The organism is Cellulomonas sp. JZ18 (genome assembly GCF_009720485.1).
GTDB lineage: Bacteria > Actinomycetota > Actinomycetes > Actinomycetales > Cellulomonadaceae > Cellulomonas.
Genome location: NZ_CP045245.1, coordinates 2,564,244 through 2,576,838, shown reverse-complemented (window position 1 = coordinate 2,576,838; position 12,595 = coordinate 2,564,244). Strand labels below are relative to the sequence as shown.

The following is a 12,595-nucleotide window of genomic DNA, read 5'->3' as shown; positions in this document are numbered from 1 at the left end:
CCCGCGGTCAGGTCCGCCGGCTCCGGCCGGGGTCCGGGTGCACCGCGTCGTGCACCGGGGTGTCGTGGGGGTCGCGGTCCTGCTGCGTGGCCGCGGGGTCGGTCGCGGGGTCGGTCGCGGGGTCGGTCGCGGGGCGTGCGCCCTCGGTCGTGCCGGAGCTCTCGCCCTCGCCCGTGCCGGCGGACGGCTCGCCCGTGCCGGCGGACGGCTCGCCCGTGCCGGCGGACGCCGGGCCGGCGAGCACCTCGCGGTGCGCCGCGAGCAGGTCCCGCTGACCACCCAGCGGGATGCCCGCCTCGGTCAGGTGCCGGCGCACGGCGGCACGCAGGTGCCGCCCCACCTCCCAGTGCTTGCCCGGCTCGGTGCGCAGGCTCAGCTTGACCGTGACGGCCTCGGCGCTGAGCCGCTCCGCCCCGGTCACCGTGGGCGAGCCCTGCACGAACGCGCCCACGACGGGCTCCGCGGCGACCTCCGCCGCCGCCCGCTCCAGCAGGGCGCGCACCTCGTCGAGGTCGGCGAAGTAGTCGACGTCCAGCTCGACGACCGCGGTGCCGAAGCCCTGGGTCTTGTTGCCCACCCGCAGCATCGACCCGTTGGGCACGTACCAGAGCGTGCCGTCGGCGTCCCGGATCTTCGTCACCCGCAGCGCGACGGCCTCGACGGTCCCCGTGGCGGGCCCCACGTCCACGACGTCGCCGACGCCGTACTGGTCCTCCAGCAGCATGAAGAGCCCCGACAGGAAGTCCTTGACGAGCGCCTGCGCGCCGAAGCCGACCGCGACTCCGACGACCCCGGCGGACGCGATGAGCGGGGCGATGTTGACGCGCAGCTGGTCCAGGACCAGCACCACCGTGATCGACCCGACCACCACGGACGCCGTCGAGCGCAGGACGGAGCCGATCGTGCGGGCCCGCTGGGTGCGGCGCGCGGCCGCCACGGGGTTGGCCCGCTGCAGCACCGAGCGGACCTCGCTGCCGCCGAGGGGCTTGAGCACGCCGCGCTCGAGCAGCGAGTCGCCGTTGGCGATGTGGTTCGTGATCGAGCCGATGAGCCGGCGCAGCAGCGCGAGGACGAGTGCGCCGACCGCGACGATGATGACGATCCGCATGGGCAGGCCGACGAACCAGCTCCAGAAGGCGTCGAGCCACGCGAGCGGGTCGAACCGGCGCTCCGCGGGGGGCAGCTGGGGCAGCAGGGTGGGGTCGTCGCTCGGGGACGTCGTGCCGGTGGCGCGGGTGAGCGCTGCGGGCCTCACGCGGCGCCCTCCTCGGTCCCGGAGCGGGACGCGTCGAGCAGACCGGTCCGGTCGGCCACGAACTGCAGCTGCTCCGCCGACAGCGCGACCGTGCGCGACAGGGCGCGTCCGCCGTGGCCGACCCCGGTCTCGCGGCGCAGGAGCACCGGCCGATCGTCGGGGTCGGACGACGTCGCCGCCTGCAGGGCCGCCGCGAGCTTGCGGGCGTGCAGGGGGTCGACCCGCGTGTCGCCCTCGAACACCGTGAACAGCACCGCGGGGTAGGCGGTGGCGTCGACCACCCGGTGGTAGGGCGAGTAGGCGAGCAGCCAGTCGAGCTCCTCGGGCACCGCGGCGTCGCCGTACTCCTCGGTCCACGTGACGCCCAGGCCGAAGCGCTGGTAGCGCACCATGTCGAGCAGCGGGGCGGAGCACACGGCCGCCGCCCACAGGTCGGGCCGCTGCGTGACCGCCGCGCCGACGAGCAGGCCGCCGTTGGACCCGCCCCACACCGCGAGCCGGTCGGTCGTCGTCCACCCCTGCGCGACCAGGTGCTCGGCGACCGCGAACAGGTCGTCGAAGACGTTCTGCTTGGCGCCGCGCATGCCGGCGCGGTGCCACTCCTCACCCTCCTCGCCGCCGCCGCGCAGGTTCGCGACCACGTACACGCCGCCCGCCTCGACCCACGCGAGCGTGCTCGCCGAGTAGGCGGGGTCCAGCGACACCTGGAAGCCGCCGTAGCCGTACAGGACGGTGGGCGCCGGGGCGAGCGGCCGGCCTGCGGCGTCGAGCCGGTCGGCGCGGGCGAGGACGAACGCGCGCACCGCCGTGCCGTCGGCGCTCGTCACCTCGACCTGCCGCGCGCGCACGTCCGGCAGGTCCGGCACCGCGCCGGGCGGCGTCGCCCACAGCGTGACCTCGCCCGTCGCGGCGTCGTAGCGGTGCACGCGCGGGACCGTCACGTGGTCGGTGTAGGAGAACCACAGCGACGTGCCGCCCTCGGGCCGGGTGACGAGCCCGGAGATCGACCCGAGCCCGGGCAGGGGCAGGACGCCCGCGTCACCCGGCCGGCGCTCGCCCGTGGCCGGGTCGTGCAGCGTCACCTCGCTCACCGAGTGCCGTCGCCAGGACGCGACGAGCAGGACGGGAGCGGTGTCGTCGCCGCCGCCGTCGAGCAGCGCGACGTCCTCGAGCACGGCGGCGTCGTCCTGCGCGACGAGCGTCCGCCAGTGGGCGACGCCGGGCGTCGTCGGGTCCGTCACGCAGACGCGCCCGCGCGGCGCGTCGAGGTCCGTGTGCACGTAGAGGCGGCCGTCGCGGCCCACCCACGCGCCCACCTCCGCGTCGAGGCCGACGGCGACCTCGGTGAACGCGGGCGCCTCGACGCCGCCCGGGGCCGTCAGGTCCGCGATCCACACGTCGGTGCGGGGCGCGGTGCCCGCGGACGCCGAGACGATGAGCCAGCGTCCGTCCCGGCTCACGGAGACGCCGTAGTAGTTGGTCCGGTCCAGCCCCGCCCCGAACACCTCGACGTCCCGCTCGGGCGACGTGCCGAGCCGGTGCAGCCACACGCGGCGGTGGTACTGCCGCTCGTCCGCCGGGACGAGGTCGGGGGCGAGGCGGCGCACGTAGTAGAACGCCTCGCCGCCCGGCAGCCACGCGACGGGGGAGTACCGCGCACGGTCGACGGGCCCGTCGACGAGCTCGCCCGTCGCGACGTCCAGCACGTGCAGCACGCTCTCCTCGGTGCCGCCGCTGGAGACCTGGTACGCGAGCAGGTGCCCCTCCTTGGAGGGCTGCCACGCGTCGAGCGTGGTCGTGCCGGCCGGGTCGAGCCGCAACGGGTCGACGAGGACCCGCTCCCGCTCGCCGCCGGAGCCGTCGGGCTCGACGACGACGACCACGGCGTGCTCCTGGTCTCCGGCGCGCCGCGAGACGAACCGGCGCTCGCCCCGCCACGCCGGGGCGGAGACGAAGCCGGCGCCCAGCAGCGTGCCCAGGCGCGCGCGCAGCGCGTCGGTGGCGAACGGGCCACCGTCGGCAGCCGCCGCGACGCGCCGGCGGTACGCCGCGTACAGGGCGTCCTGCTCCGCGGACCACGCCACGGTCGCGGGGTCCTGCGGGTCCTCGAGGCGCCGGTACGGGTCGGCGACGGCACGCCCGTGCAGGTCCTCCACGAGGTCCTCGCGCGGGGCGGTCGGGTAGGCCAGGGCGGTCGGCGGGGAGGCGTCGGTCATGGTCCGACAGGCTACGGACCGATCCTGGGCGCGCGCTCCCCGCGGTGCGCCGCCCGCTGTCCGGGAAGCGCGTGCCACCGGCCCGCGCGCTGTCCGGGCAGGTCAGGTGGGTGCGTGGCAGGATCGACGCGTGCCCGAGCAGCCCGACCGCCCCTCCGCCGACCTGCTGCGCCTCGCGGAGGCGTACGACGTCGCCGGCCAGTACCAGGGCCACGACGGCGAGCAGCACGAGGCCAGCGCGCACACGCTGCGCGCCGTGCTCGCCGCGCTCGGCGTCGACGCCTCCACCCCCGAGCGGATCGCCCTCGCCCTCGCCCACGTCGAGAACATGCCGTGGCGGCGCACGCTGCCGCCCGTCGTCGTGGTCCGCGAGGGCCGTGAGGTGCAGGTGCCCGTCCACGTGACGCACGGGGACCCCGTCGAGGTGTGGGTCGAGCTCGACCCGGAGGCCGGGGGCGGGCGTCGTGAGGTCACGCAGGCCGACGTGTACGTCGAGCCGCGGACCGTCGACGGGCGCCTGGTCGGCCGGGCCACGTTCGTGCTCCCGGCGGACCTGCCGCTCGGCTGGCACGAGGTGTGGGCCGAGGGGCCGAGCGCGCAGGCGCACTGCCCGGTCGTCGTCACCCCCGACCGCCTGGCGCTGCCCGAGCAGCTGCACGACGGGCGGGCGTGGGGCCTCATGGCGCAGCTGTACTCCGTGCGCTCGCGCCAGTCGTGGGGCGTCGGCGACCTCGCCGACCTGGCCGAGCTCGGCTGGCTCGCGGGTCAGCACGGCGCGGACTTCCTGCTCATCAACCCGCTGCACGCGGCCGAGCCCGTCGAGCCGCTCACCCCCAGCCCCTACCTGCCCACGACGCGGCGGTTCGTGAACCCCCTGTACGTCCGACCGGAGGACGTGCGCGAGGCCGCGTACCTGTCGGCCGCGGACCGGGCGCTGCTCGAGTGGGCCGCCGAGCCCGTGCTGCCGCTCGACGTCGACCCCGGCCCGATCGACCGGGACGCCGTCTGGGCCGCCAAGCGCGCCGCGCTGGAGGTCGTCCACGCACAGCCGCGCTCGGCGGCGCGGCAGGCGGCGTTCGACGCGTTCGTCGAGGAGCAGGGCGAGGGGCTGCGCACGTTCGCCCTGTGGTGCGCGCTCGTCGAGCGGTACGGGCCCCCGCAGACGTGGCCCGAGGCGCTGCACGACCCGTGGTCCGACGAGGTCGTCGCCGCGGCCGTCGAGCTCGCGGACCGCGTGCGGTTCTGGTCCTGGCTGCAGTGGGTCGCGGACGAGCAGCTCGGCCGCGCGCAGCAGGCCGCGCTCGACGGCGGCATGACGGTGGGGATCATGCACGACCTGGCGGTGGGGGTGCACCCCGTCGGCGCAGACTCCTGGGCGCTGCGGGACGTGCTCGCGACGGGTGCGTCGGTGGGCGCACCGCCGGACATGTACAACCAGCAGGGGCAGGACTGGTCGCAGCCGCCGTGGCACCCGACCGAGCTCGCCCGGGCCGCGTACAAGCCGTACCGCGACATGCTGCGCACCGTGCTGCGGCACGCGGGGGCGATCCGCATCGACCACGTCATCGGCCTGTTCCGGCTGTGGTGGGTGCCCGAGGGCAACAGCGCGGCCGAGGGCGCGTACGTGCGCTACGACCACGAGGCGTTCGTCGGCATCCTCGCGCTCGAGGCGCACCGCGCCGGCGCCGTCGTCATCGGCGAGGACCTGGGCACCGTCGAGCCGTGGGTGCGCGACTACCTGGCGGACCGCGGCGTCCTCGGCACGTCCGTGCTCTGGTTCGAGCAGACCGAGGACGGCCCGCTGCCGCCCGAGCGGTACCGCCGCGAGGTCCTCGCGACCGTGACCACGCACGACCTGCCGCCCACCGCCGGGTACCTCGCGGGGGAGCACGTGCAGCTGCGCGAGCGGCTCGGGCTGCTGACCAAGCCGCTGCGCGAGGTGCAGGCGGAGGCGGACGCCGAGCGCGAGCGGATGCTGCGGGCGCTGCGCGAGCGCGGGCTGCTCGGGGACGACCCGTCGGAGCGCGAGGTCGTCGAGGCGCTGCACCGCTGGGTGCTCGCGACGCCGTCGGTGCTCGTCGGCGTCTCGCTCGCCGACGCGGTCGGGGAGCGGCGGGCGCAGAACCAGCCCGGCACCGACCAGGAGTACCCGAACTGGAAGGTCCCGCTCGCCGACGGCACCGGCAACGTCGTGCTGCTCGACGACCTGTTCACGAGCGCGCGCCTCGCGTCCCTCGCGCGCGTCATGAACGAGGGATGAGCCGGGCGCCCACCCCGCAGCCGCCCGACCCGCTGCCGCGACGCGTGCGCGTCGTCGGCAACTCCGGCGCCGGCAAGACGACCTACGCCCGGGCGCTCGCGGCCGCCCTCGGCGTGCCGCACGTCGAGCTCGACGACGTGTTCTGGGCGCCCGGGTGGGTGCACCGCGACCCCGCCGAGGGCCGTGCGGACCTCGCGCGCCGGCTCGCGGACGCGCCCGGCTGGGTCGTCGACGGCAACTGGCAGTCGCGCCTCGACGGCATGCTCGACGACGCCGACGCCGTGGTGTGGCTGGACCACCCGCGGCGCGTCGTGATGGCCCGGGTGGTGCGGCGCACCCTGTGGCGGGGGCTCACCCGGCAGGAGCTGTGGCACGGCAACCGCGAGCGGCTGCGCAACCTGCTGCGCCGCGACCCGGAGCAGAACATCGTGCGGTGGTCGTGGACGATGCACGACGCGTACCGCGCGCGGTACGCCGCGCTCGTGGACCGGGGCGCCGTACCCGTCGTGCGGCTGCGCGGTCCGCGGGAGGCGGCCGCGTTCCTGCGCGCGGTCGCCGCCGCGCGCCGTGCCGTCCCGGGGGACGACGGTGGCGGGGTCCCGGGCGACGACGGCGGCGCGGACCGACGCGGCGGGGGGGCGACGCGCCGGCTGACGCGTCGCCCCCCGCGTGGCACCGGGCCTCAGCCGCGGCGGCGGTCCGCCTCCTGCGCGGCCAGCGCGCGGCGCACGCCGTCGCGGTTCTCCGCGACGAGGCGACGCAGCGCCGCCGGCGCCTGCGGGTGCGCCTCGAGCCACGCGTCGGTCGCCCCCAGGACGTCGACGTCCGCGTGGTCGGCGAGCAGCGTCGGGTACAGCCCGAGGACGACGTTCTGCGCCATCTCGTTCGTCTTGTCGGCCCACACGCGCTCGAGCTCGCCGAAGTAGCGCTCGACCCAGGGCAGCAGCAGCGCGGTGTCGTGCACCCGGGTGAAGCCGCTGATCGTCGCAGCCTGCAGCGCGTTCGGCAGCTCGTCGCCGGTGACGACGGCGGCCCAGGCGCGCTCCTTCGCCTCGGGCGTCGGCAGTGCGGCCCGCGCGGCGGCGGCGGCCCGCTGACCGGTGGCCGTGGCGTCCTGCGAGAGCTGGGCCGCGACGTCGGTGTCGCCCGCGCGGCCGCCCGCGACGAGCGCCGTCAGCAGCTCCCAGCGCAGGTCCGTGTCGACCGTCAGACCCTCCAGCGAGCGCCGTCCGTCGAGCAGGTCCGCCACCGCGTCGAGCTGCGCCTGCGTGCGCGAGCGCGCCGCGAACGCCTTGACGAGCTGCAGCTGCAGGTCGGAGCCCGCGGGTGCGGCCTCCGCCAGCGCGAGCAGACGGTCCGCGGCCGCGACCTGCGCCGCCTCCCGGTGCTCGGGCGCCACGTACAGGTCCAGGGTCGTCGCCAGCTGGCGCAGCAGCACGAGCACCACGGACGAGTCCGTCTCGTGCGCGACGTTGCCGAGGACGAGGTCGACGAAGTCGCGCGCCGGCGTCTCGCCGTCCCGCGTCGCGTCCCAGGCCGCGGCCCACACGAGCGTGCGCGGCAGGGAGTCGGTGAACGCGTCGAGGTGCGCGATCGCGGTGGCCATCGACGCCTCGTCGAGGCGGACCTTGGCGTACGCGAGGTCGTCGTCGTTCACGAGCAGCAGGGCCGGCCGCGGGCGGCCGACGAGCTCGGGCACCTCGGTGCGCTCGCCGTCCACGTCGAGCTCGACGCGCACCGTGCGGACCAGGCGCGGCGCGCCGTCGACGTCCTGCACGTCGTACCCGCCGATCGCGAGCCGGTGCGGCCGCTGCGTCGGGTGCTCCTCGGGGACCTCCTGCAGCACCGCGAAGGACGTGACGGTGCCGTCCGCGTCGACCTCGACCTCGGGACGCAGCAGGGTCACGCCGGCCTTCTCGAGCCACAGCGCCGACCACGCGGACAGGTCGCGGCCGCTGGTGGCCTCGAGCTCGGCCAGCAGGTCGCGCAGCTGCGTGTTGCCCCAGGCGTGCTTCGCGAAGTACGCGCGCACCCCCGCGAAGAACTGCTCCTGGCCGACCCACGCGACGAGCTGCTTGAGCACCGACGCGCCCTTGGCGTAGGTGATGCCGTCGAAGTTGACCTCGACGTCCTCGAGGTCGCGCATGTCCGCGACGATCGGGTGCGTCGACGGCAGCTGGTCCTGCCGGTAGGCCCACGACTTCTCCAGCGAGGAGAACGTCGTCCAGGCGCTCGTCCAGCGGGTCGCCTCCGCGGTCGCCAGCGTCGAGGCGTACTCGGCGAACGACTCGTTGAGCCACAGGTCGTCCCACCAGCGCATCGTCACGAGGTCGCCGAACCACATGTGCGCGAGCTCGTGCAGGATCGTCACGGCGCGGCGCTCGACGGTGGCCTCGGGGACCTTGGAGCGGAAGACGTACGACTCGAGGAAGGTCACCGCACCGGCGTTCTCCATCGCCCCCGCGTTGAACTCCGGGACGAACAGCTGGTCGTACTTGGCGAACGGGTACGGGAAGCCGAACCGCTCCTCGTAGAAGCGGAAGCCCGCGCGCGTGACGTCGAGGATGTTGTCCGTGTCGAGGTGCTCCGCCAGCGACGCGCGGCAGTACACCCCGAGGGGGATCGTCCGGCCGTCCGAGCTGACCAGCGAGTCGTGCTCGCCGTGGTACGGCCCCGCGATGACCGCCGTGACGTACGACGAGATCCGCGGCGTCGGCTCGAACCGCCACGTCGCCGTGCCCTCGTCACGGCCGCCGTTGAGGTTCCGCCCGCCCTCGACCCGCTCGGGCTCGCCGACCTGCGGGTAGTTCGACACGACGGTCCAGTGCGCCGGTGCCGTCACCGTGAACGTGAACGCGGCCTTGAGGTCGGGCTGCTCGAACACCGCGAAGACCCGGCGCGAGTCGGCCACCTCGAACTGGCTGTACAGGTACACCTCGTCGTCGACCGGGTCGACGAACCGGTGCAGGCCCTCACCCGTGTGCATGTAGGCGCACTCGGCGACCACGCGCAGCTCGTTCTCCTCGGCCAGGTCGTCGAGCCGGATCCGCGCGTCGGAGACGACGTCGGCCGGGTCGAGGCTGCGGCCGTTGAGCACGACCTCGTGCACGGCCGGCGCGATCAGGTCCACGAACGTGCTCGCCCCCGGCGTGGCCGCGAAGCGGATCGTCGTCACCGACCCGAACGTCTTCGGGCTCGTCGTCAGGTCGAGCGCGACGTCGTACGCGTGGGTGCGCACGACCGAGGCGCGCTCGGCCGCCTCGGCGCGGGTGAGGTTCTCTCCGGGCACGGATCGGCTCCGATCGGGTCGGCGGCGGTGGCCGCGGGGGTCGGCGGCGACCGGTGGGTCGGCGACGACCTGCCGGCGGGCGGTGGCCCGGGGCGCGCGCGGCGCTCGGCAGGTGCGGGGTCGGCCGTGACGGTCGTGCAGGGCCGCGGTGTCGCGACCGGGGTCGATCATGCCACGCGGCCCCCGGCGGACCCCGTGCCTCGCCCGGTGCGTTTCGCGGTGCCCGCCCACGTGTGATGGGCTTGCCCCCGCGCGACGCCGGCGCCCGCCCGAGGCGCCCGTCGCCCCCCGTCGGAAGGAGTGGCCCGTGCCCGTCGTGGACTTCTGGTTCGACCCCGCCTGCCCGTGGGCGTGGATGACGTCACGGTGGATGGACGAGGTCGCGCGGGTGCGCGACGTCGACGTCCGCTGGCACGTCATGAGCCTGTCGGTGCTCAACGAGGGACGTGACCTGCCCGAGGACTACCGGCGGCTCATGGACGCGTCGTGGGGGCCGGTGCGCGTGCTCGTCGCCGCTGCCCGCGACCACGGCGACGAGGTGCTCAAGCCCCTCTACGACGCGATGGGCACCCGCCGGCACCCCGGCCGCCGCCGGGACACCGACGCGATCGTCGCCGAGTCGCTCGCCGAGGTCGGCCTGCCGGCCGCGCTCGCGGCCGTGGCCGGCACCGACGAGGTCGACGACCTGCTCCGCGCGTCGCACGCACGGGCGATGGAGCTCGTCGGCGACGAGGTCGGCACACCCGTCGTCGCGATCGACGGCGTGGGCTACTTCGGACCCGTCGTCACGCCCGCCCGAAGGGCGAGGACGCGGGCCGGCTGTTCGACGGCCTCGCGCTCATGACGAGCGTCCCCGGCTTCTACGAGCTCAAGCGCACGCGCACCGTCGGACCGGTCCTCGACGACGCCGCCCCCGACGCCGCGGCGGCGCAGGGGTCCTGATGGCCGGTCGTGGGCTCGCCGGGCTCAGCCCCGGCATGAAGGCGTTCCTCGCGGTCGACGTCGTGCTCGTCGTGGCGCTCGTCGTCGTGCTGCTGGTGACCCTGCAGGGCCGTGACGGCGGGCCGGACGCGGGGGCGACGGACGGCGCGACGGCGACCGGCACGGCCGGTCCGACCGACGCCGCGACGGACGCGGCCGAACCCGTCTCGTTCGTCCTGCCGAGCGGCAACATCGGCTGCGACATGACGCCCGGCGGGGTCGAGTGCCGCGTCGGCAGCTTCACGTACGCCGCGCCGCAGGTGGCCGGGTGCGAGGGCACGACCGGCAACGTCGTGCGCCTCGACGCCCAGGGCTTCGCGTTCGTGTGCGTCGAGGACGAGGTGCCGCCGGTCGCGGCGGCCGGTGCCGCCCGCCTCGAGTACGGCCGCGAGGCGACCGTCGGCGACTGGACGTGCGCGTCCGGCACCGACGGTGTCACGTGCACGGGCCCCGGCGGCGTGGGCTTCCGGCTCGCCCGCGGGGACTGGGCCGAGCTGCCCTGACGGCCGCGCCGCCCGCGGCGGGCCGGCGCGCCGGACGGTGCCGCCCCTGCGGGCGGCACCGTCCGGCACGGCGTCACCAGATGTGCACGCGGTCCGCCGGGTCGAGCCACAGCCCGTCGCCGGGCTGCACGTCGAACGCCGTGTAGAACTCGTCGATGTTGCGCACGACGCCGTTGCAGCGGAACTCGTCGGGGGCGTGGGGGTCCGTCGCCAGGCGCCGCACGACCTCCTCGTCGCGGCCCTTCGTCCGCCACGACTGCGCCCAGCCCAGGAACACGCGCTGCAGGCCGGTGAACCCGTCGATCACGGGCGCCTCCTCCAGCGGGCGGCCCAGCGCGATGCGGTAGGCGGTGATCGCGATCGCGAGCCCACCCAGGTCGCCGATGTTCTCGCCCACCGTGAGCTCGCCGTTCACGTGGTGGCTGCCGCCGAGCTGGGCGGGGGAGTAGCCGTCGTACTGCGCGACGAGCGCCTTGGTGCGGCGCTCGAACTCCGCGCGGTCGTCCGCGGTCCACCAGTCCTCGAGCCGGCCGTCGCCGTCGTACTTCGACCCCTGGTCGTCGAACCCGTGCCCGATCTCGTGCCCGATCACCGCACCGATCCCGCCGAAGTTCACGGCGTCGTCGGCCTCCGCGTCGAAGAACGGCGGCTGGAGGATCGCCGCGGGGAAGACGATCTCGTTCATCCCCGGGTTGTAGTAGGCGTTGACGGTCTGCGGCGTCATGAACCACTCGTCGCGGTCGATCGGCCGGCCGATCTTGCCCAGCTCGCGGTCCTGCTCGAACGCGTTGGCGCGGCGCACGTTGCCGACGAGGTCGTCGGCGCGCACCTCGAGCGCCGAGTAGTCGCGCCAGCGCACGGGGTAGCCGATCTTGGGCGTGAACTTCTCGAGCTTGTCGAGCGCCTTCGCGCGCGTCTCCTCGCTCATCCAGTCGAGCCGCGAGATGGACTCGCGGTACGCCTCGACGAGGTGCCCGACGAGCGCGTCCATGCGCTCCTTGTGCGTGGGCGGGAAGTGCCGCTCGACGTAGACCTTGCCGACGGCCTCCCCGAGCGCGCCCTGCACGAGGCTCACACCACGCTTCCAGCGCTCGCGCAGCTCCTGCGCACCGGTGAGCGTGCGGCCGTAGAAGTCGAAGTTCGCCTGCACCAGGGCGTCGGTCAGGTAGGGCGCACGCGACGAGACGACGTGGTAGGTCGCCCAGGCCTGCCAGTCCGCGAGGGGGACGTCGGTCCACGCCTGCGCGAACCCCTCGGCGAACGACGGCTCGCGCACCACCAGGCGGTCCAGCGCGCCCTCGGGCGCGCCCAGTGCGACGGCCCAGGCGCGCCAGTCGAAGCCGGGCGCGCGCTCGGCGAGCTCGGCGAGCGTCATCGGGTTGTACGTCAGGTCGGCGTCGCGGTCCTTGACGACGTCCCAGTGCGCCGCCGCGAGGCGGGTCTCGAGCGCGACCACGCGCTCGGACAGGTCCTCGGGGTCGCCCGCCGCGACGACGCCGGACACGTCCCGCACGAGGCCGAGCATGCGCGCCACGTGCGGCCGGTACGCCGCCAGCACGGCGGCGTGCTGCTCCTCGCGGTAGTACGCCTCGTCCGGCAGGCCCAGCCCGCCCTGCACGAGGTGCACGACGTAGGTGTCGGGGTCCTTCGCGTCGTTGTCGACGTAGAACTCCACGACGCCCGCCGCGCCCGTGCGCTGCAGCGCACCCAGCGCGGCGGTCAGCTCCTGCGGCGTGGTCGCGCCGTCGACGAGGGCGAGGTCCTCGCGCAGCGGCTCCAGCCCGGCCGCCTCCACGGCGTCGGTGTCCATGAAGCTCGCGTACAGCGCGCCGATCTTCGCCTCGACGCCGTCCGCGTCGCCGCCGGCGGCGGCGGCGTCCGTGATGATGTCGCGCACCTGGCGCTCGGCCTCGTCGTGCAGCGCGCGGAAGGTGCCGTCCATCGCGCGGTCCGGGGGGATGACGTGGGACGCGGCCCAGCGGCCGTTCACGTACGCGTACAGGTCGTCCTGGGGCCGCGTCGCCGGGTCCAGGTCCTCGAGGGGCAGTCCGCTGCGGGTCATGCGCGACAGCCTACGGACGCACGTGCGTC

Annotated in this window: 6 protein-coding genes and 1 pseudogene; 3 read left to right on the top strand and 4 right to left on the bottom strand. The window is 75.4% G+C overall.

Features of this window, described 5'->3' with window-relative positions; translation table 11 throughout:
• Window positions 1–7: 7 nt before the first annotated feature.
• Window positions 8–1,255, bottom strand: a complete 1,248-nt coding sequence (locus GC089_RS11660) for a mechanosensitive ion channel family protein (RefSeq protein WP_230684766.1) — start codon at window positions 1,253–1,255, stop codon at window positions 8–10.
• Entirely contained in the window at window positions 1,252–3,471 is a 2,220-nt protein-coding gene (locus tag GC089_RS11655; protein ID WP_155377811.1) for a prolyl oligopeptidase family protein, read from the bottom strand. The genes GC089_RS11660 and GC089_RS11655 overlap by 4 nt, the downstream gene beginning before the upstream one ends.
• On the opposite strand from GC089_RS11655, the gene malQ reads away from it, so the two are divergent.
• Window positions 3,470–5,731 carry a 4-alpha-glucanotransferase gene (malQ, locus tag GC089_RS11650; protein ID WP_155377810.1) on the top strand — a complete coding sequence of 754 codons (2,262 nt, stop codon included), beginning with the start codon at window positions 3,470–3,472 and terminating at the stop codon, window positions 5,729–5,731. The genes GC089_RS11655 and malQ overlap by 2 nt on opposite strands.
• 682 nt (window positions 5,732–6,413) lie before the next feature.
• Here the strand turns inward: malQ and pepN are convergent.
• Complete coding sequence (gene pepN / locus GC089_RS11640) at window positions 6,414–9,020, bottom strand: aminopeptidase N (protein WP_155377809.1); 2,607 nt, start codon at window positions 9,018–9,020, stop codon at window positions 6,414–6,416.
• A gap of 355 nt (window positions 9,021–9,375) precedes the next feature.
• Here pepN and GC089_RS11635 point away from each other — a divergent pair.
• A pseudogene (locus tag GC089_RS11635) lies at window positions 9,376–9,962 on the top strand (disulfide bond formation protein DsbA).
• Complete coding sequence (locus tag GC089_RS11630) at window positions 9,962–10,504, top strand: hypothetical protein (protein ID WP_230684764.1); 543 nt, start codon at window positions 9,962–9,964, stop codon at window positions 10,502–10,504. The pseudogene GC089_RS11635 and the gene GC089_RS11630 overlap by 1 nt, the downstream one beginning before the upstream one ends.
• A gap of 73 nt (window positions 10,505–10,577) precedes the next feature.
• On the opposite strand, the gene GC089_RS11625 is transcribed toward GC089_RS11630, so the two are convergent.
• Window positions 10,578–12,566: a M13 family metallopeptidase gene (locus GC089_RS11625; RefSeq protein ID WP_155377808.1), complete on the bottom strand. Its 1,989-nt coding sequence runs from the start codon at window positions 12,564–12,566 to the stop codon at window positions 10,578–10,580.
• Window positions 12,567–12,595: the final 29 nt, after the last annotated feature.

Bases quoted from the DNA above. Each gene is read 5' to 3' on its own strand.
- malQ (WP_155377810.1), top strand. From the start codon at position 3,470: ATGGTCCGACAGGCTACGGACCGATCCTGGGCGCGCGCTCCCCGCGGT.
- GC089_RS11655 (WP_155377811.1), bottom strand. From the start codon at position 3,471: ATGACCGACGCCTCCCCGCCGACCGCCCTGGCCTACCCGACCGCCCCG.
- GC089_RS11630 (WP_230684764.1), top strand. From the start codon at position 9,962: ATGGCCGGTCGTGGGCTCGCCGGGCTCAGCCCCGGCATGAAGGCGTTC.
- GC089_RS11625 (WP_155377808.1), bottom strand. From the start codon at position 12,566: ATGACCCGCAGCGGACTGCCCCTCGAGGACCTGGACCCGGCGACGCGG.